General features: G+C 63.5%; 20 protein-coding genes and 2 tRNA genes. 12 read left to right on the forward strand and 10 right to left on the reverse strand.

The features are described 5' to 3' along the window. Positions 1–21 precede the first annotated feature (21 nt). Positions 22–1005: a beta-ketoacyl-ACP synthase III gene (locus tag RAK07_RS02340; protein ID WP_305731252.1), complete on the forward strand. Its 984-nt coding sequence runs from the start codon at positions 22–24 to the stop codon at positions 1003–1005. Here RAK07_RS02340 and RAK07_RS02345 read toward each other — a convergent pair. The 8 genes from RAK07_RS02345 to RAK07_RS02380 all read right to left on the reverse strand — a co-directional run bounded on the left by RAK07_RS02345 (position 995) and on the right by RAK07_RS02380 (position 8352). Beyond that, entirely contained in the window at positions 995–2026 is a 1032-nt protein-coding gene (locus RAK07_RS02345; RefSeq protein WP_305731253.1) for a class I SAM-dependent methyltransferase, read from the reverse strand. The genes RAK07_RS02340 and RAK07_RS02345 overlap by 11 nt on opposite strands. A gap of 22 nt (positions 2027–2048) precedes the next feature. Then, positions 2049–2888: an OmpA family protein gene (locus tag RAK07_RS02350; RefSeq protein WP_305731254.1), complete on the reverse strand. Its 840-nt coding sequence runs from the start codon at positions 2886–2888 to the stop codon at positions 2049–2051. Between the two features lie 15 nt (positions 2889–2903). Beyond that, positions 2904–3653 (reverse strand): flagellar motor protein, encoded by a 750-nt coding sequence (locus RAK07_RS02355; RefSeq protein ID WP_305731255.1) that lies wholly within the window; start codon positions 3651–3653, stop codon positions 2904–2906. Between the two features lie 3 nt (positions 3654–3656). Continuing rightward, the gene (locus RAK07_RS02360; RefSeq protein ID WP_305731256.1) at positions 3657–3971 is read right to left on the reverse strand and encodes a flagellar FlbD family protein; all 315 of its coding nucleotides are present in this window, start codon (positions 3969–3971) and stop codon (positions 3657–3659) included. Positions 3972–4054: 83 nt separating this feature from the next. Beyond that, the gene (locus RAK07_RS02365; RefSeq protein ID WP_305731257.1) at positions 4055–5149 is read right to left on the reverse strand and encodes an AAA family ATPase; all 1095 of its coding nucleotides are present in this window, start codon (positions 5147–5149) and stop codon (positions 4055–4057) included. An 87-nt stretch (positions 5150–5236) separates the two neighbouring features. After that, positions 5237–6361, reverse strand: coding sequence for an ABC transporter permease (locus tag RAK07_RS02370; protein WP_305731258.1), 1125 nt, complete (start codon positions 6359–6361; stop codon positions 5237–5239). 4 nt (positions 6362–6365) lie between these two features. Next, a complete protein-coding gene (locus RAK07_RS02375) occupies positions 6366–7535 on the reverse strand; it encodes an ABC transporter permease (RefSeq protein WP_305731259.1) in 1170 nt (389 codons plus the stop codon). Position 7536: 1 nt separating this feature from the next. Continuing rightward, positions 7537–8352, reverse strand: coding sequence for an SIR2 family NAD-dependent protein deacylase (locus tag RAK07_RS02380; protein ID WP_305731260.1), 816 nt, complete (start codon positions 8350–8352; stop codon positions 7537–7539). Positions 8353–8424: 72 nt separating this feature from the next. On the opposite strand from RAK07_RS02380, the gene RAK07_RS02385 reads away from it, so the two are divergent. Then, positions 8425–8500 (forward strand) — tRNA-Thr (locus RAK07_RS02385). Between the two features lie 214 nt (positions 8501–8714). Then, on the forward strand, positions 8715–8909 hold the full coding sequence (locus RAK07_RS02390) for a hypothetical protein (RefSeq protein WP_305731261.1): 195 nt from the start codon (positions 8715–8717) through the stop codon (positions 8907–8909). 172 nt (positions 8910–9081) lie between these two features. Here the strand turns inward: RAK07_RS02390 and RAK07_RS02395 are convergent. After that, positions 9082–9158 (reverse strand) — tRNA-Pro (locus RAK07_RS02395). A gap of 67 nt (positions 9159–9225) precedes the next feature. Between RAK07_RS02395 and nadA the strand changes: the two genes are divergently transcribed. The 7 genes from nadA to RAK07_RS02430 are packed head-to-tail and all read left to right on the forward strand — an operon-like array spanning position 9226 to position 14972. Then, on the forward strand, positions 9226–10143 hold the full coding sequence (gene nadA / locus RAK07_RS02400; protein ID WP_305731262.1) for a quinolinate synthase NadA: 918 nt from the start codon (positions 9226–9228) through the stop codon (positions 10141–10143). A 2-nt stretch (positions 10144–10145) separates the two neighbouring features. Beyond that, positions 10146–11357 (forward strand): molybdopterin molybdotransferase MoeA, encoded by a 1212-nt coding sequence (locus tag RAK07_RS02405; protein ID WP_305731263.1) that lies wholly within the window; start codon positions 10146–10148, stop codon positions 11355–11357. Further along, positions 11354–12205, forward strand: a complete 852-nt coding sequence (locus RAK07_RS02410) for a deoxyribonuclease IV (RefSeq protein WP_305731264.1) — start codon at positions 11354–11356, stop codon at positions 12203–12205. Before RAK07_RS02405 ends, RAK07_RS02410 begins: the two co-directional genes overlap by 4 nt. Then, complete coding sequence (locus RAK07_RS02415) at positions 12202–12729, forward strand: O-acetyl-ADP-ribose deacetylase (RefSeq protein ID WP_305731265.1); 528 nt, start codon at positions 12202–12204, stop codon at positions 12727–12729. The genes RAK07_RS02410 and RAK07_RS02415 overlap by 4 nt, the downstream gene beginning before the upstream one ends. Continuing rightward, positions 12726–13955: an ABC transporter permease gene (locus tag RAK07_RS02420; protein WP_305731266.1), complete on the forward strand. Its 1230-nt coding sequence runs from the start codon at positions 12726–12728 to the stop codon at positions 13953–13955. Before RAK07_RS02415 ends, RAK07_RS02420 begins: the two co-directional genes overlap by 4 nt. Further along, entirely contained in the window at positions 13948–14655 is a 708-nt protein-coding gene (locus RAK07_RS02425; RefSeq protein ID WP_305731267.1) for a response regulator transcription factor, read from the forward strand. The genes RAK07_RS02420 and RAK07_RS02425 overlap by 8 nt, the downstream gene beginning before the upstream one ends. Positions 14656–14711: 56 nt before the next feature. Further along, on the forward strand, positions 14712–14972 hold the full coding sequence (locus RAK07_RS02430; RefSeq protein WP_374215772.1) for a YajD family HNH nuclease: 261 nt from the start codon (positions 14712–14714) through the stop codon (positions 14970–14972). Positions 14973–15107: 135 nt separating this feature from the next. On the opposite strand, the gene RAK07_RS02435 is transcribed toward RAK07_RS02430, so the two are convergent. Further along, complete coding sequence (locus tag RAK07_RS02435) at positions 15108–15926, reverse strand: ZIP family metal transporter (RefSeq protein WP_305731269.1); 819 nt, start codon at positions 15924–15926, stop codon at positions 15108–15110. 139 nt (positions 15927–16065) lie between these two features. On the opposite strand from RAK07_RS02435, the gene RAK07_RS02440 reads away from it, so the two are divergent. Continuing rightward, the gene (locus RAK07_RS02440; protein ID WP_305731270.1) at positions 16066–17229 is read left to right on the forward strand and encodes an aminotransferase; all 1164 of its coding nucleotides are present in this window, start codon (positions 16066–16068) and stop codon (positions 17227–17229) included. A 69-nt stretch (positions 17230–17298) separates the two neighbouring features. Continuing rightward, positions 17299–17898 carry a ribosome biogenesis GTP-binding protein YihA/YsxC gene (gene yihA / locus RAK07_RS02445; protein ID WP_305731271.1) on the forward strand — a complete coding sequence of 200 codons (600 nt, stop codon included), beginning with the start codon at positions 17299–17301 and terminating at the stop codon, positions 17896–17898. Positions 17899–17911: the final 13 nt, after the last annotated feature.

A 17911-nucleotide genomic window follows, 5' to 3' on the forward strand; every position in this document is an offset into this window, starting at 1 on the left:
GCGTGTGCCATAAATGAGGCCATGAGACACGCGCACATTATCGGCAGCGGCGCCGGCATTCCGGAACGGATTGTCGGCAATGATTTTTTCTCCTACCTGGTGGATGATCCCGACGAATGGATCAGTTCCCGTACCGGTATCAGGGAACGACGCTTCGTCAAACCGGAAGAGTCGACCTCCGACCTTGCCGTGCGTGCGGCCCGGGCAGCTCTGGAAAATGCAGGCATCACGGCGGCCGAGATCGACTGCATTGTCGTGGGAACTTCTACGCCGGATATGATCCTGCCGGCCACCGCCTGCATGGTGCAGAAGGAGATCGGTGCCCAGAACGCCTTTGCCTTTGATCTGAATTCGGTCTGCGGCAGCTTCGTCTTTGCCCTGGATACGGCCGACAGCTTTATCCGCGCCGGCAAGGCCCGTACCGCTCTGGTGATCGGCGCCGACACCTACTCAAAAATTCTGGATTTCAACGACAAGACCACCTGTCCCCTGTTCGGCGACGGCGCCGCTGCTGTTGTGCTGCGGGTTACCGATCAGCCGGACACCGGCATCCTGCATTCTTTCATCCGTACCGACGGTAACGGCTGGCCCCTGATTCAGGTCCCGTCCTCCGGCTCCCGCAAGCCGATCACTGCCGAAACCATTGCAGCTAAAGAGAACACCTTCTATATGTCGGGCAAGCCGGTCTACGTCTTTGCAACCGAGGCGATTCCTGAGCTGATCAAGACCGTCTGCGACATGGCCGGCATCACCCCCGCCGATCTGGACTGGCTGATTCCCCACCAGGCAAACCTCCGCATTCTCGATGCTGTTTCCAAAAAACACGACATCCCCAAGGAAAAATTCCTGGTGAACCTGCAGAAGTACGGCAATACCGCCGCCGCGTCGGTGGCACTGGCGTTGGACGAGTTCCGCCGTAACGGCACCATCAAGCCGGGGCAGCTGGTGCTGGTCATGGGCTTTGGCGGCGGTCTTTCCTGGGGAGGACTGTTGGTCAGGTTCTGATTCCGGCCATTCCCTCGCCAAGCCGTTCCGGACGTAGTCCGGCAGCTGCCAGCAGAGCCCCGAGGAGTTCCCCGGGGCTCTGCTGTTTCCAGCCGCCGTGGAAGCGGTCGGCTGCCAGCAGATACCCTCCGGGACGCAGCACTGCGGCCAGTCGTTCGATGAGCCGCAGCATCGCCGCCGGTTGGTTGAGCAGTGGCCCTCCCAGCAGTCCGTTGCAGAGAATCAGGTCAAAGTCGGCGTCGCCTGCCGGGTCGGCGTCCAGCAGGTTCACGACGCTGAAAGTTATCCGTTCCCCCCAGCCAGCCATTACAAGAGCTTCGGTTCTGGTGTGGTACTCTGTTTGCCGTGCCGGAGCGTGGGGCAGGCAGCGTTGACGGGCTGCCCAGACCTCAAGGGGGTCCAGCGTCCAGCCTTCGATCCGCGCCTCTGCCGGTTGCCAACCGGCCGCCATCACCTGCTCCGCCAACTCCCAGGTCCCTTCACCGCTGCCGCAGGCGGCGTCAAGACAGCGAAACGTCTGGTGCCCCGCCTGTCGGCGCTGTCTGCACAGCTCCCCCAGGAAAGTGCGCTGCTCCGGATACCGCCCGAAGCCGGCACCGTTGTAACGGGCCGGCAGGAAGGAGTGGAACAGAAACCGGCAGTGCAGGGACGGGTCGAGCAGCAACCGCTCCAGCAGTCGTGCGGGGTTCGGGGAGAGCTGGAAGGGGGCGGGCAGGGTACCGTAGAGATCGGCCCAGGAGAGCGCACCGGAAAAGGGGGTGCTGTTCAGGTGCGGGGGGAAGTTCAGGCTGAAGCGGTAAAAACGGTGAAAAACGCGGCGGAGTTCGGCGATGGGCAGATACAATTCCGACTGGCAACGCAGCTCCGGCACAATCACCAGGCCGGGAGCCGGCAGGGGAGCCGGGCTGGTGGCCGCCCAGAGCCGGTACTGGCGGTCGATGCGGGCACGCGCCCCGGCAAAGAGCGCCGGATCGGGCCTGCGGAGCAAAGGGCAGGGAGGAACAGCTGCCGGCGGAAACACGGATGCACCTCGGGGAAGGTGGTCAGGGCTGGCTGGGGGCAGTGGTGGTGGGTTCCACCCTGGTCGACTCCTCGGAAAGCAGGACGATATCCACGCGGCGGTTGCGCGCCCGCCCCTCGGAGGTGCCGTTTTCCGAAGCGGGGCGGAATTCGCCGTAACCGGTGGCCGAGATGGTGGCGGGATCGACGTCGTGGTTTTTCAGTATGTAGCGCAGCACGTTGGTGGCCCGCGAGGTGGACAGTTCCCAGTTGGAGGGGAACTGGGAACTGCTGATCGGCACGTTGTCGGTGTGCCCCTCGATCCGCAACGGGTTTGAATACTGGGTCATTGCCTCGATGATGGTGTTCAGAATCTGGTAGCCGGACGCTTTGATGGTTGCCGACCCCGAATCGAAAAAGCCGGCTTCCTTCAGACTGACTACCAACCCCCGGCTGGTGATGCCGATGGATACCTTGTTCTGGGCGCCGTGCTTGATCAGGTAGGCTTCGATGGCCGACTGGATCTCCTTGAAGTCCTTCTCCTGGGCCTGCCCCTTGGCCTTTCCCTTCTCCATGCCGCCGTGGCGCGGTCCGGCCGGCGGCATCTGGCGGTTCATCGGGATCACCGCCATCTCCGGTTTGATCGAGGGGATCTGGCGCAGGTCCTTGGCGTCGAGCACCCCTTTCTGGCCCGCTGCCGCCATGGTGGAGTAGCCAAAGGACTCCCGCAGGGATTGCATCACTTCCTCGACCTTTTTCTTGTCGGTCTGGGACATGGCGTAAAGCGTTACAAACACGGCAAACAGCAACGTGATGAAGTCGCCGTAGGAAACCAGCCAGCGCTCGTGATTGACGTGCTTTTCAGGTTCTTTTTTTCGCGCCACGCGAGGCTCCTTGGGTCAGTGCTCGGCGCCGGCGAACGACTTAAGCTTCTGCTCGATGAAATGGGGGTTCTCCCCGTTCTGGATGGCGATCAGCCCTTCCACGATCATGACCCGGCGCAGCACTTCCTCTTTCATCCGGATTTTGATCTTGGTGCCAATCGGGATACAGACGATGTTGGCGACCATCAGACCGTAGATGGTGGCCACGAAGGCGACGGCGATACCGGCTCCCAGCTTGGAGGTGTCGGAGAGGTTACTCATGACGTGGATCAGGCCGAGCACGGCGCCGATGATACCGATGGTGGGCGAATAGCCGCCGGCAGCCTCAAAAAATTCAGCGGAGTGCTTCTGGTGGTCTTCGTAGGCTGTTATCTCCGCCTCAAGAGTTTCCCTCAGTTTCTGCGGATCGATGCCGTCCACCACCAGGGATATCCCTTTCTTGATGAAGGGGTCGCTGGCATTCTGGGCCTCCTGCTCAAGGGAGATCAAGCCGTTGCGGCGGGCCTTGGTAGCGTAGCCGATGATGTCCTTGACGATGGCGTCCGGGTCCACCTTGGGCGGCAGCACGGCGATCTTGATGTCCTTGAACGCCTTGATGCAGACCGGCAGGGGAAACGACACGAACACGGCGCCGAAGGTACCGCCGAGCACGATCAGGGCAGCGGTAGGCTGAATGAGTGACGTAATATGCAAACCTTCCAAGACGGCACCGCCGAACACGGCACCGAAACCCAGTATAAGGCCGATAATAGTTGCTAAATCCATAGGTCAGACATCCTGGTGATGAAGTGGGAGTAGGCCGTCGCGACTTTCCGGCTGGTGTGCGGCACCGTGGGGCGGCGTATACAGGCTCAGCCGGCTGCGTGAGCAGTATTTGGGGCGTTGCCAAGCGGCACTGGCCTGTCGCAGGACTCTGGTTCGAAAGGCAACGATCCGGTTGAGCAGTACCCGGCTGCGCTCGCGTACCAGTATATGGTGGCCGTTGTACAGGGTAATGACGGTGTCAGGGGTTTCCTCGATACTGATGATATGGTCCGGATTCAGCAGCATCACCTGACGGTCGAGACGGGTAACCAGGATCATGAACGCCTCAAGGTTAATTTTTTGTCAAAAATATCAAATAACTAGATAAGGTCAAGCTTTTTTCCGGCCGCCGGTGGCGGTGCTCAGCCCAGCATGGCATCTATAGCATCGAAATTGATGTACTTTTCCGCGGTGGAGTTGATGAGCTCAATTTTCTCCGTATCGTCCGGACCAATCTTGGAGACGTGCTCCCGCAGCAGGGCAAAAACGTCGGCGGTAGTCTCTTCGATCCGGATATGCGGGATCATGCTGTCTTCCAGGATGCGCTGGGTGATGGTGGACATCGGTGCATGGCCGGCCACGATCAGACCGGCGAGACGGGTGCGGAACTCCGGAATATGGTGCAGCGCCGAAGCGGTGACGATCAGCTCGTCACGGGAGCTGGTCACGATCAGCAGGGTCGAATCCCCCAGGCCCTCAATTACTTTCTGGGACGAGGCGGCGCCGATCTGGATCGTGTGGCAGATACGGCTTTTGTCCGCCGGATCGCCATGCAGTGGTAACTGCAGCAGTTCGGCGACATGCTGCAGGGTGGGATCGGCAAGGGTGCGGGAGTAATCGAAGGCGCTGGTGACCAGCAGGTTGCGGTGCTGAAACGCCTTGGTGAGGTACGCCAGAGATTCCTCCCGCTTGCTCGCCACCAGCTTGTTGGCCATGATTACCTTCACCCGGGCGTGCTCCCGCTCGTAGAGCGGCAGGTTCAGCTCCACCGCGTCGATGACGTTGCCGATGCCGCCGCCCGTGATCATCAGCACCGGCGCATCAAGCATGGCGGCAACCTGGGCGTTGTTGGCCCCCACCACCGAGCCGACGCCACCGTGGCCGGCTCCCTCGATGATCAGGAAGTCGTGCCGTTTCTCCAGCTCGGTGCAGGCATCGAGGATCAACTGGCGAGGCTGACGAGAACCGGCGGTGCCGTCGAGAAAACGGCGAGTGGTGCCGGCGGTCAGGGTCATGGGGGACATGAACGGTGCATCCTGGTCCAAGCCGTAGACGCTGGCCATCATTGCCGCATCCTTGTCCATGATCATCCCCCGATATTCGATGCATTTGGGGCCGATCGGCTTCATGAAGCCGACCCGGGCGTACCGCTTGCGGGCCAGATGCATCAGGGAGAGGGAGATCGTGGTCTTGCCGCAATGCTGGCCGGTTGCGCCGATGAAAATTTTTCTGCACATGGGTTTCTCCTCAGTGCGGGCATTCCGTACACGTGGTTAGTACATACCACAGGTACCCGGTTTGTCATACGCTGAAAACGGGGGGGCTCAGCCCACGGTTTTCCTGAAGCGCAGCACAGCCACCCCCAAGACCACACATCCCAGTGCCGCCAGAGCCAGCAGGTGGGGCCAAAGAATGGCGATACCGGTTCCCTTCAGGTAGAGTCCCCGAATGATCACCAGGTAGTAGCGCATCGGATTTACCAAGGTCAGCCACTGGGCAGCCACCGGCATGTTTTCGATCGGGAAGGCGAAGCCGGAGAGCAGCATGGCGGGAAAAATGATGAAGAAAGCGCTCATCTTTGCCTGTTGCTGAGTCCGGCTGATGGTGGAAATGAAGAGGCCGGTTCCCAGAGAGCTCATCAGGAACAGGCCGGTGGCCAGGATCAGCAGCCAGAGACTGCCCCGGATCGGCACGCGAAAAACCAGCGCCCCCACCAGGCTGATCAGGGCCACGTTGGCGTAGCCGATCAGCACGAAGGGCAGGGTTTTGCCCAGGATAAATTCGGTTTTCCGGATCGGGGTCACGATAACCTGCTCGATGGTGCCGATCTCCTTTTCCCGCACAATGGCCATGGCCGACAGCAACATGGTAATGATGTAGACGATGTTGGCCACCACCGCCGGCACATAGAACGGGGGGCTGGCCAGGTCGGGGTTGAACCAGGCCCGCGATTCCACCCGGACCCGCCCCGGCGGGATGTCTCCCCGCAGGTGCACCTGCCGGAGCAGCAGCTCCTGGTTCCAGTGTTCGGCAAAACGGCTTAAGTAGCCCATGACAATGCCGGCCGTATTGGAGTCGGAACCGTCCAGCAGGGCCTGCACCACCACCGTATCGCCGCGGCGCAGGTCGGCAGCCAGGCCGGGGGCGATCACCAGGACCAGTCGCGCCGTACCCCGGTCCAGCAGGTTTTGGGCGGCATGCTCGTCGGCAGGAGCTGCCGTTTCCCTGAAATGTCCGGAAGAAAACAGGGATGCCAGCAGTTCCCGGCTTTCGGCCGAGTTGTCCCGGTCGATCACCGCCGTTGGCACTCCGCGGACGTCCATGTTGACGGCATAGCCGAAGATCACGGTCTGGATGGCGGGCAGCAGAAAGAGCACCAGCCGCATCCGGGGATCGCGGAAGGTCTGGATGAACTCCTTGATCAGCATGGCCTTCAGGCGTCCGAACATGGGGTTACTCCAGCCGCTTCCGGAAGGCCAGCACGGCGGTTCCCAGCACCGTGGCGGCAAAGGCCAGCAGGAACAGGGCATGGGGCCAGAGTACCGCCAGCCCCACGTCCTTGAGGTAGATTCCCCGCAGAATGGCGACAAAATAGCGTGCCACCACCACGTGGCTCACTGCCTGGATCGGGGCCGGCATGTTTTCCAGAGGAAAGATGAAGCCGGAAAGCAGGAACGCCGGCAGGACGGTGATGATCAGGGCCAGTTGGCTGGCCAGCAGTTGGCTCCTGGCCACGATGCTGATCAGCATCCCCACGCTGAGCGCACCCAGCAGAAAGAGCAGGGAGAGCAGCGCCAGGAGCCAGAGGTTCCCCCGCAACGGCACACCGAAGACGAGGCTGCCGACGCCGACGGCCAGCAGCAGGTCGATCACGCCGATACAGAAGTAAGGTGCCAGTTTGCCGATCACCAGTTCCGTTCTGCCCACCGGCATGGCGATCAACTGCTCCATGGTGCCGGTTTCCCATTCGCGGGCCATGGACAGTGCCGTCAACAGCGCCGCCACGATCATCATGATTACCGGGATCAGGCCGGGAAAGATGAAGTTGCGGGAGACCAGGTCGGTGTTGAACCAGGCACGGGGGCGGATTTCCAGCTTCGGGACGGCCAAGCCCGTCCGGACCGGGGTGTTGCCTGCGCCGGGCTGGCGCATCACCTGCTCCACCAGCACCTGACGGGACCAGGTCAGTATGATCGCCTCGGCATAGCCCAAGGCGATGGTGGCGGTGTTCGGGTCGCTGCCGTCGAGGAGCATCTGGACCGCGGTATCGTCACCCCGCTCCAGGCGGTCGGCGAAATCGGCGGGAATCACCAGGGCGGCCAAGGCGTCACGGCGGTCGATGGCCTGTTCCAGGCGGGCATAAGAGGCTGCCTGGGGCGTGAGCGAAAAATAGCGCGACCCCCCGAAACGGCTGATCAGCTCCCGGCTCTGGGGGCTGCCGCTCTGATCCCAGACCGCCAGGGGGACCCGGTCCACGTCCAGGGTCAGGGCGTAACCGAACAGAAACAGCATGATCAGGGGGGTGACGATCCCCAGGGCAAGGCTGCGCGGATCGCGCAGGACGTGCAGGAACTCTTTGCGGGCAACGGCACCCAGGCGGCGGAGGTGAACGGTTGGCCGCACGTCAGGAAAGCAGGGCGTCGATGCGCCCCAGCCCCTCCAGGGCACCGCAGGGAAGAGAAAGGTGAGGGAGGGGGATCTCCGGTTCCCGGGGATTGATACGGATTACCACGGCATGGGGGTAGCGCCAGCCGACCCGTTCCGAGGTGGCCCGGATAGTGGGGATGGTAGTGCCGGCTCCCAGCTCGATCACCACCATGCGCTGCTGGGCATGCTCGTCAAGAAACTGCTGGAAGCGCTGCTCCTGGGCATGGGTACGCTGCGGCAGCCAGGACCAGTCGCCGAACATCAGGATGTTGGGGCGGCTGACGCCGCCGCAGGCGGGGCAGCGGGGGACCTGTGCCGCGCGCATGGTTCGTTCGTCTACCATGATCTGCTCGTTGTTGGGCCAGATGGTGGTGCTGCAGGGAACCTGGCACTGCAGCCAGTGGATGGAACCATGTACTTCCAGGATGTTTTCATCGGCAAAACCGGCTTTCTGGAACTGGCCGTCCACGTTGGAGGTTACCACGAAGGGGGGCGCGCCGATACCCGCAGCCCAGCGTTGCAGTATGTGAAAACCTTCATGGGGGACGGTTTCCCGGTAGAGGTTGGTGCGATGGCCGTAAAATCCCCAGCCGAAGGCTGGATCACGTTGAAAATGCTCCGGGTTCGCGCACTCGATAAAGGAGAGTCCCAGGCGGGCGTAGGGGGGGTAGGCCTGCCAGAAGCCGCTGTTTCCGCGGAAGTCCGGCAGCCCGGAGTCAACCCCCATGCCGGCGCCGGCGGTAATGATGAGAATCTCCGCATTTTCGATCGCCCGGGCCGCCTGCTCAAACATGTCGGCTTCTCCTCCTGTCACGAGAGCGTTGACGATTGCTTCGAATTGTTATACAAGAATTTCCTTCTCTGTGCCACCTTAGCTCAGTCGGTAGAGCAACTGATTCGTAATCAGTAGGTCAGCGGTTCGATTCCGCTAGGTGGCTCCAGTGTCCTGCAACGGGTTGCGGCAGCATGTCGCAACCCGTTTTGCGTGGCGCGTCCACCATCGAACGATGCACGAAACGGTTTGCCTCGCGAGATTTCTGGGCTACTATTAAGGACGGTCAATGGTGACCGGGTGTATGTGGTCGGCGGCATGGCCGGGCGCGACATCTAAATTCTGCATGAGCCACGGCTCTGAAGCAAATCCGGAGGATGGCTATGGCGTCAACAATGGTGTCAGTGGTGAAACTACGTAAAGAACTGCGGGAGGCGGTGGGCGATTATGCCAGGCTGACCAAGCTCCATGCCGTGATTACCGAGGCGCTCAACAACGCCTATGGCGAGGAGAAACGCCTGCTGTCCGAACTCAGGCAGGATGTGCGGCAGGTACTCCAGTGCCGCGTTCCTGATTGAAGCTGTCCGTTGGCCGGTCCGGAGGGGCCTTTCCGGTCGTGCCCCCCGCTGCTGCCGGCTGCAGGTGAGGACACTCGGCTTCATTGGACTTCAGGGGCCGGTTGTGCTATTAGATGCAGGGTGCTGAACGACAATGGGGTCACGTCTGACGACGTGACCCCATGATGTCTGATGGTCGGGATGACACGATTTGAACGTGCGACCCCCTGCTCCCGAAGCAGGTGCGCTACCAGGCTGCGCTACATCCCGAAGAATTCCGTTTATATTCTTTTATGAGCCGGCTTGTCAATACTCAAAAGTCGGTGATGGAGGTGAAATGTCCGGTACAGATATCCGGCAGGAGATCCGGCGGCTGCTCAGGGAGCGCAACGCCGTGCTGCTGGCCCACAACTACATGCGGGACGAAATCCAGGAGATCGCCGATATCACCGGCGATTCGCTGCAACTGTCCCAGGAGGCGGCCAGGACCGGGGCCGCGGTGATCGTCTTCTGCGGCGTCCACTTCATGGCGGAATCCGCCGCCATCCTCTCCCCGGACAAGACCGTGCTGCTGCCCCGTCCCGACGCCGGCTGCCCCATGGCGGACATGGTGGACGTCGCCGGTCTCAGGGAGCTGAAAGCCCGTCATCCCGGCGTGCCGGTGGTCACCTACGTCAACTCCTCGGCGGCGGTCAAGGCGGAGTCGGATATCTGCTGCACCTCGGCCAACGCCGTTTCCGTGGTGAAGTCGCTGCCGGACACGAAGCTGATCTTCACCCCTGACCGCAACCTGGGGCGCTGGATCGCCCGGTTCGTGCCGGACAAAGAGTTCATCTTCTGGGACGGCTACTGTCCCACCCACGAACGGCTGACCGCCGAGCGGGTGCGGCAGATGAAGGCGGAGCATCCTGATGCCCTGTTCATCTGTCATCCGGAGTGTGCCCCGGAGATCTCGGCCCTGGCCGACCATGTCTGCTCCACCAGCGGCATGTACCTGTACTGCGCCAAAAGTCAGGCCAGGAAGTTCATCATCGGCACCGAGGCCGGCATTCTTTACAAGCTGCGCCAGGAGAATCCGGACAAGGAGTTCATCCTCGCCTCGCCGGCCCTGATCTGCCCCAACATGAAGCTGACCTCGCTGGAGGACCTGCTGCTCTGCCTGCAGACCATGCAGCCGGTGGTGACCGTGCCCGAAGGTGTCCGCCTGCGGGCACAGGCCGCCCTGGACCGGATGCTGGCCGTGCCGAGGGACTGACCATGGTTTCGTTCGACGATGCGCTGAAGACCATACTGGACAACGTTTCTTCCGTGGGGACCGAGCAGGTGCCGCTGGTGGAGGCGGTGGGGCAGGTGCTGGCCGAAGCGGTGCTCGCCCCCTGGGACCTGCCGCTCTGGGACAACTCCGCCATGGATGGCTATGCCGTCCGCCGGGAGGATTGCCACAGCGTCCCCTGTCGGTTGCGGGTGACCGGTTTCCTGCCGGCCGGGGTTTCGGCCGAGGGGATAACGGTTCAGCCCGGCTGCGCGGTGCGGATCATGACCGGCGCGCCGCTGCCGGACGGGGCCGATGCCGTGGTGCCGGTGGAGGAAACCGACGAGACCTCGGGTGAGCAGGTCACCATCCGGGAGCCGGTTGCCGTTGGGCAGCATATCCGGCGCCGGGGGGAGGATATCCGCCGGGGCGAGCGGATTCTGGAGGCCGGTACCGTGCTGCGTCCTTCGGAAATATCGCTGCTGGCCTCCTGCGGCAAGCCGCAGGTCGCGGTACAGCGCCGGCCGGTGGTGGCTATTCTCTCCACCGGCGACGAACTGGTGGAGGTGGGGACCGTTCCCGGCCCGGGGCAGATCATCAACAGCAATACCCTGGCCCTGGCGGCGGCGGTACGGGAGGCCGGCGCCATCCCTCGCGTCCTCGGCATTGCCCGGGACAACCGCCTGAGCCACCTGGAGCTGATGCGCCAGGGACTGGCTGCCGACGCCCTGATCACCTCCGCCGGCATTTCCGCCGGCGACCGGGACCTGGTGCGGGTGGTGCTGGATGAGCTGGGGGTGAAGTTCCTCTTCTGGAAGGTGGCCATCAAGCCGGGCAAGCCCACCGCTTTCGGCCTGTTCGAGGGACGGCCGGTCTTTTGTCTGCCCGGCAACCCGGTGGCAAGCATGGTCACCTTCGAGGAGTTCGTCCGGCCGGCGCTGCTGAAAATGCAGGGACGCCGCAAGGTGCTGCGTCCGACCCTGCGGGCGACCCTGCGCGAACCGCTCAAGCCGGGGAGCCGGATGCGGTTTTTGCGGGTGGCGCTGGAACGGGAGGGGGAGCGCTGGTACGTCCGCTCCGCCGGTAACCAGGAGACCGGCATCCTGCGCACCTCCCTTGCGGCTGACGCCGTGGCGCTGGTGCCGGCCCACACCGCCTGCGCTGCCGGTGATGAAATCACGGTGAGGCTGCTGGGTGAGCAACTGGTGGCGCCATGAGTGACTATCTCGGCGCACATATGTCCATTGCCGGCGGCCTGCACACGGCGGTGGAGCGGGCCGTTGCCGCCGGCTGCGGCGTCGTTCAGCTCTTCACCCGCTCCTCCAACCAGTGGAAAGGGAAAGCGGTCAGCGACGCCGATGCCGCCCTCTTTCGCACGGTGTTCGCCGAATCGGGCCTGCACGAGGCGATCTCCCACGACATCTACCTGATCAACCTGGCGGCACCCGAGGGAGAAACCCGTGAGAAAAGCCTGGCCGCCTTTGCCGATGAGATGGCCACCTGCGCCCGGCTGGGGATCGGCAAGATCGTAATGCACCCCGGCTCCCACCTGGCCGACCCGCCGGAGGTGGGCCTCAAGCGGGTCATCGCGGCCTTTGACCGGCTCTTCGAGCAGGTTGTCGAGTACCGGGGACTGGTGCTGCTGGAAACCACCGCCGGCCAGGGAACCAACCTGGGACGCCACTTCGAGGAGCTGCGCGCCATCATCGACGGTTCCCGCCATCCGGACCGCTTTGCCGTCTGTTTCGATACCTGCCATACCTTTGCCGCCGGGTACGACACCGCCACCCCGGAAGGCTACGCCGCAACCATGGAACAGTTCGACCGCATCCTGGGGCTGGAGCGGCTGCAGTGCTTCCACTTCAACGATTCCAAGAAAGGGCTGGGCAGCCGGGTGGACCGCCACGAACATATCGGCCAGGGCGCCCTGGGGCTGGAGCCCTTCCGCTTCATCATGAACGATCCCCGTTTCGTTGCCATCCCCAAGATACTGGAAACCCCGAAAGGGGACGACGACGCCATGGACCGGGTCAACCTGTCCCTGCTGCGGAGCTTGCTGCGATGAGCAACGTCATCGAGATCATCACCGGCGATATCACCACCCTGGCGGTGGATGCCATCGTCAATGCGGCCAACAGCACCCTGCTGGGGGGCGGCGGGGTGGACGGCGCCATTCATCGTGCCGCCGGACCCAAGCTGGTGGAGGAATGCGCCACCCTGGGAGGCTGCCCCGTGGGCGAGGCCCGCATCACCAAAGGATACAACCTGCCGGCCCGCTTCGTGATCCATACCGTGGGACCGGTCTGGCACGGCGGCGGCAACGGGGAACCGGAGCTGCTGGCTGCCTGCTACCGCACCAGTTATGCGCTGGCCCGCAGCCACGGGCTGCGCAGCATCGCCTTTCCGGCAATCAGTTGCGGCGTCTACGGCTACCCCATGGAGCAGGCTGGGGCAGTCTCCCTGGCTGCGGCCCGGGAGGCATCGTCCTCCGGAGACTTCGGCCGGATCGTCCTGGTCCAGTTCAACGAACCGGCGCTGGCCTGCTACCTGACGGTGGCCCGCCGCCTGGAGATTCGGTTCACGTCATGAACACCCTGATCCAGCCGCTGCGCATAGCCCTGAAGGCACTCAGGGTCAACAAGATGCGCTCCTTCCTGACCATGCTGGGGATCATCATCGGCATTGCCGCCGTGATCGCCATGATGGCCGTGGGCACCGGCGCTTCCTATGTTATTTCCCAGCAGATCGCCAGCGTGGGCAGCAACATTCTGCTGATCCTGCCCGGCTCCGTCACCAGCGGCGGCCTGCGCACCGGCAGCGGCGGCGTGCAGACCCTCACCTCCGACGACAGCAAGGCGATTCAGGCCGAATGTCCCTCGGTGGAACTGGCTTCCCCCGCCTCGCGCGGCAGCGGCCAAGTGGTCTACGGCAACCAGAACTGGTCCACCCAGCTGCTGGGCACCACCCCCGAGATGTTCGATATCCGTGAATGGCCGGTGGCAAACGGGCGTCCCATGACCGGTTCCGATGTGGACGGTGCTGCCAAGGTTTGTCTGCTGGGGCAGACCGTGGCCCAGAATCTGTTCGGCAGCGAGGATCCCATCGGCAAGATGGTCAGAATCCGCAAGATCCCCTTCGTGGTGATCGGGGTCATGGAGCGCAAGGGGCAGTCCCCCCAGGGAACCGATCAGGACGATATCGTCTTCGTGCCGTTCCGGACCGCCAAGACCAAGCTGCTGGGCGGCCAGTTTCCCAAAAGCACCGGTTCCATCATAGTCAAGGCGAAAAGCGCGGAGCTGCTGCCCCGGGCCGAAGAGGAGATCACGGAACTGCTCAGGCAGCGCCACCGGATCATGAGCGGCAAGGAGGACGATTTTACGGTGCGCAACCTGTCGGAAATCCTGGCGGTGGCCGAACAATCATCCAAGGTGATGGCGCTCTTGCTGGGATCGGTGGCTTCCATCTCGCTGGTCGTGGGCGGCATCGGCATCATGAACATCATGCTGGTATCGGTTACGGAGCGGACCCGGGAGATCGGCATCCGCATGGCCATCGGCGCCAAGCGCAACGATATTCTGCTGCAGTTTCTGACCGAAGCGGTGCTGCTCACCGTCATCGGCGGCCTGATCGGCATCGCGCTGGGAGCAGGCGGTGCCGCCGTGGTCTCCCGGATTCTTTCCTGGCCCACGCTCATCTCCCCGCTGTCCATTACCGTTGCGTTCCTGTTTTCCGGTGCGGTGGGCATCTTCTTCGGCTTCTATCCGGCCCGCAAGGCAGCGGGACTGAACCCGATCGAGGCGCTGCGCTATGAGTGAGACAAAACCGCGCATCATGCTGGTGGAGGACGAAATCCATCTGGCCCGGGGCATCTGCTTCAACCTGGAACAGGAGGGGTACGCGGTCAGTCATTTCGACCGGGGGGAGGCGGCCCTGGCGGCGCTGCGGGTGGAACGGTGCGACCTGATCATCCTGGACGTGATGCTGCCGGGACAGGACGGCTTCCAGGTCTGCCGGGCCATGCGTGGGATCGACTCCCGGGTGCCGATTCTGATGCTGACCGCCCGTTCCGAGGACGCAGACCGGGTCAGCGGCCTGGAAAGCGGCGCCGACGACTACCTGACCAAACCGTTCAATCTGGTGGAGTTCCTGCTGCGGGTGAAGGGGATGCTGCGGCGCTCTTCCTGGTACCGTCCCGATCCGATCGAGGAGGGGTACCGTTTCGGCGACAACGAGGTGTTCCTGCTTTCCTACCGCGCCCGCACCGCCCAGGGAGAGATCGACCTGACCGAGATGGAGGTGCGGGTGCTGTCCCTGTTCTTCCGGCGGGAGGGGCAGGTGATCCCTCGTGGTGAGCTCCTGGAAACGGTCTGGGGGTACGCCTCCGATGCCGAGACCCGCACCCTGGACAACTTCGTGGTGCGACTGCGCAAATACTTCGAGCGGGACCCGTCTCGCCCCGTTCATTTCCTGACCGTGCGCGGGGTGGGCTACCGCTTTTCCCGGCAAGGGGAGTAGCCGTGCCCTCCCGCCGTCCCCAGGCACGCCGGCTGCCCTCCCCCGAAGAGCTTGCTCTGCTCGTCAAAACCCTGAAAGCCGGCAACCGTCCGGCCAACGCCGACTACCGGGAGCAATCCCTGAAGCTGCACGGCTGGATCTGCGCCAAGTGCGGCCGGGAGTTTGAGCGGGAGAACCTGCACCTGCTCACCGTCCACCACAAGGACGGCAACCACCACCACAACCCGAAAGATGGTTCGAACTGGGAAAATCTCTGCGTCTACTGCCACGACGACGAGCACAGCCGCCTGTTGCTGGCGGAGTACCTGAACGGCTAACGGAAAAAACGAGGTTGCTCAAAACTCGTCAGATCGTCGCACCCGCGAGACAGGTCCCGCAGAGGCCTGGCAGCGCTATGCCGCACAAAGTGGCTTGCGAGGAAGGCGGCGCGTTGGCTGTTTTTCAGCAACCTGCTACCCCAGGGCCACGTCCAGCGTCATCATCACCGCAAACCCCAGCATGGCGCCGACGGTGGCCAGGTCGGTATTCCGGGCCAGTTGCGATTCCGGGATCACCTCTTCCACCACCACGTAGATCATGGCGCCGGCGGCAAAGGCCAGGGCGTAGGGGAGGATCGGCCGCATGCTGATCACGGCATAGGCCCCCAGCACCCCGGCCACCGGCTCCACCAGCCCCGAGAGCTGACCGTACCAGAAGCTTTTCAGGCGCGACATCCCTTCCCGGCGCAACGGCACCGACACGGCGGTTCCTTCCGGGAAGTTCTGGATGCCGATACCCAGCGCCAGGGCCACCGCGCCGGCCAGGGAGGCGGAGGGGAGGTCGGCGGCCAGGGCGCCGAAGGCCACCCCCACCGCCAGCCCTTCCGGAATGTTGTGCAGGGTGATGGCCAAGACCAGCAGGGTGCTGCGCTGCCAACCGGTCTTGATCCCTTCCGCCTCGCTGGTCTTGAACCCCTGGTGCAGGTGGGGCAGTATCTTGTCCACCGCCCAGAGGAAGAATCCACCCATCAGGAAGCCAGCAGTTGCGGGAAACCAGGCGGGCAGGCTGCCGCCCTCCTGCTCGGCCATCTCGATGGCCGGGGCCAGCAGCGACCAGAAGCTGGCGGCGATCATCACCCCGGCCGCAAAGCCCAGCATGCCGTCCAGCACCTTGCGGTTAATGGTCTTGAACAGGAAGACCAGCCCCGCCCCCAGGGCGGTCATGAACCAAGTGAACAGGGTGGCGGCCAGGGCCTGGGAAACCGGGGGGAGCGTGATGAACCAGTCAGTCATGGTTGGTGGTTCCTTTCCCCGTGTCTGCCGGATGCCGCATGATCGGTTGGCGGTCCCGGGAAAATATGATACAGACACGGACGCTTATTACATAGCAGCGGATTCAGAAATGTAAACCGTACAGGAGAGCAGTGCTTCAATGCGTTTCACCCTCAACGACCATGTCAGATCGGTGCGCGAGCCTCCCATCGGCGAGGTGCGGGGCTGGGCCGCCACCCGTCCGCCCGAGGCTCCCGAGCTGATCGATCTCTGCCAGGCGGTACCGGACTACTCTCCCCCGGAGGAGCTGCTCGCTTACCTGCAGCAGGTGGTGCGCGACCCCTTGACCTGCCGCTACACCCCGGACGAGGGGCTGCCGGAGGTACGGGAAGCGGTCTGCGCGCGTTACCGGCGACGGTACCGGGCCCGGGTCGACGGCGACCATATCTGCCTGACCGTCGGCGCCAGCCAGGCCTTCTGGCTGAGCATGCTGGTACTCTGCCATGCCGGTGACGAAGTGATCCTGCAGGCTCCCTGTTATTTCGACCACCCCATGGCCCTGGGGGCTCTGGGTGTCAGGGCGGTCTACGCTCCCTTCACGGAAAAGGAGCAGGGGGTTCCCAACCCCGCGGTGATCGAGCGGCTGATCACCCCCCGCACCCGGGCCATCGTGCTGGTCACCCCCAGCAATCCCACCGGGGTGGCCATTCCCCACGGCCGGCTGAGCGAGCTGTACTTCCTGGCCCAGCGTCACCGGATTGCCCTGGTGTTGGACGAGACCTACGGCGATTTTGTGGAGGGGATGCCCCACGACCTCTTTACCCTGGCGGACTGGCACCGTACCCTGGTGCAGGTGCAATCCTTCGGCAAGACCTACGCCCTGACCGGCTACCGGGCCGGCCTGCTGGCTGCGGCGCCTGAGTTCATCCGGCAGGCACTGAAGATCCAGGACACCATGGCGGTCTGCCAGCCCCGCATCACGCAGCAGGCCCTGAAGTACGGCCTGGAGCACCTGGACGCCTGGGTGGAGGAGAACCGGCTGAAGATGTCGTTGCGCAACAGCCTGTTTGCCGCCGAATTCGTCAAACCGGGCAACCGCTTCCGGCTGGTGGCCGGCGGCGGTTTCTTCGCCTGGGTGAAGCACCCCTTCTCCGGCCGCAGCAGCCGGCAGGCGGCCCAGCGGCTGGTGCAGGAGGCCGGGATCATGACCCTGCCGGGGGAGGCCTTCGGCCCCGGTCTGGAGGAGTACCTGCGGCTGGCCCTGGGCAATATCCGCGAGAGTGCCATAGCGGAAGTTGTCCGTCGTTTCCGGAACGTTTCCTGAGGGAACGTTCCTCTCCGCCCACCGCGGCGTGCCCTTTCCGGCCACACCGTTTTGCAAAGGAATTTACTTGTGCGTATTCATCAGGCCACCTTCATCAAAAGTGCCGTCAAGCCGGCCGACTACCCCCCGCCCGAGCTGTCGGAAATCGCCTTTGCCGGCCGCTCCAACGTCGGCAAATCATCCCTGATCAACGTGCTGGTGGAGCGAAAAGGGCTGGTGCGCACCAGCTCGACGCCGGGGCGCACCCAGTTGATCAACTTCTTCACCATCAGCGGCGAATGCCCGCCGCTCACGCTGGTGGACCTGCCGGGGTACGGCTACGCCAAGGTGCCGCTGGAGGTGAAGCGCCAGTGGGGGCCGATGATGGAACGCTACCTGGCCGGCCGGGAGACCCTGCGGGCCGTGGTGCTGATCCTGGATGTGCGCCGGATCCCTTCGGATGAAGACCTGCAGATGCTGGACTGGCTGCGGGCCTACCGCCGCCGGCCGGTGGTGGTGCTCACCAAGTGCGACAAGCTGACCAAAAACGAGCGGGCCAAGCAGATCACCCAGATATCCCTGCGGCTCGACCTCCCCCGGGAGGAGCTGGTGCAGTTTTCAGCGCTGTCGAAGGAGGGGCGGGACAACGTCTGGAAGGCGATCCTGGCCGCCCTGGAGGAGGAACCATGAGTGACGGACAGCC

It is taken from the genome of Trichlorobacter ammonificans, from assembly GCF_933509905.1.
GTDB lineage: Bacteria > Desulfobacterota > Desulfuromonadia > Geobacterales > Pseudopelobacteraceae > Trichlorobacter > Trichlorobacter ammonificans.

Coding starts and splice junctions, on each gene's coding strand:
- RAK07_RS02340 (WP_305731252.1), top strand. CDS start 22: ATGAGACACGCGCACATTATCGGCAGCGGCGCCGGCATTCCGGAACGG.
- RAK07_RS02355 (WP_305731255.1), bottom strand. CDS start 3,653: ATGGATTTAGCAACTATTATCGGCCTTATACTGGGTTTCGGTGCCGTG.
- RAK07_RS02360 (WP_305731256.1), bottom strand. CDS start 3,971: ATGATCCTGGTTACCCGTCTCGACCGTCAGGTGATGCTGCTGAATCCG.
- RAK07_RS02365 (WP_305731257.1), bottom strand. CDS start 5,149: ATGTGCAGAAAAATTTTCATCGGCGCAACCGGCCAGCATTGCGGCAAG.
- RAK07_RS02370 (WP_305731258.1), bottom strand. CDS start 6,361: ATGTTCGGACGCCTGAAGGCCATGCTGATCAAGGAGTTCATCCAGACC.
- RAK07_RS02380 (WP_305731260.1), bottom strand. CDS start 8,352: ATGTTTGAGCAGGCGGCCCGGGCGATCGAAAATGCGGAGATTCTCATC.
- RAK07_RS02390 (WP_305731261.1), top strand. CDS start 8,715: ATGGCGTCAACAATGGTGTCAGTGGTGAAACTACGTAAAGAACTGCGG.
- nadA (WP_305731262.1), top strand. CDS start 9,226: ATGTCCGGTACAGATATCCGGCAGGAGATCCGGCGGCTGCTCAGGGAG.
- RAK07_RS02405 (WP_305731263.1), top strand. CDS start 10,146: ATGGTTTCGTTCGACGATGCGCTGAAGACCATACTGGACAACGTTTCT.
- RAK07_RS02410 (WP_305731264.1), top strand. CDS start 11,354: ATGAGTGACTATCTCGGCGCACATATGTCCATTGCCGGCGGCCTGCAC.
- RAK07_RS02415 (WP_305731265.1), top strand. CDS start 12,202: ATGAGCAACGTCATCGAGATCATCACCGGCGATATCACCACCCTGGCG.
- RAK07_RS02420 (WP_305731266.1), top strand. CDS start 12,726: ATGAACACCCTGATCCAGCCGCTGCGCATAGCCCTGAAGGCACTCAGG.
- RAK07_RS02425 (WP_305731267.1), top strand. CDS start 13,948: ATGAGTGAGACAAAACCGCGCATCATGCTGGTGGAGGACGAAATCCAT.
- RAK07_RS02435 (WP_305731269.1), bottom strand. CDS start 15,926: ATGACTGACTGGTTCATCACGCTCCCCCCGGTTTCCCAGGCCCTGGCC.
- RAK07_RS02440 (WP_305731270.1), top strand. CDS start 16,066: ATGCGTTTCACCCTCAACGACCATGTCAGATCGGTGCGCGAGCCTCCC.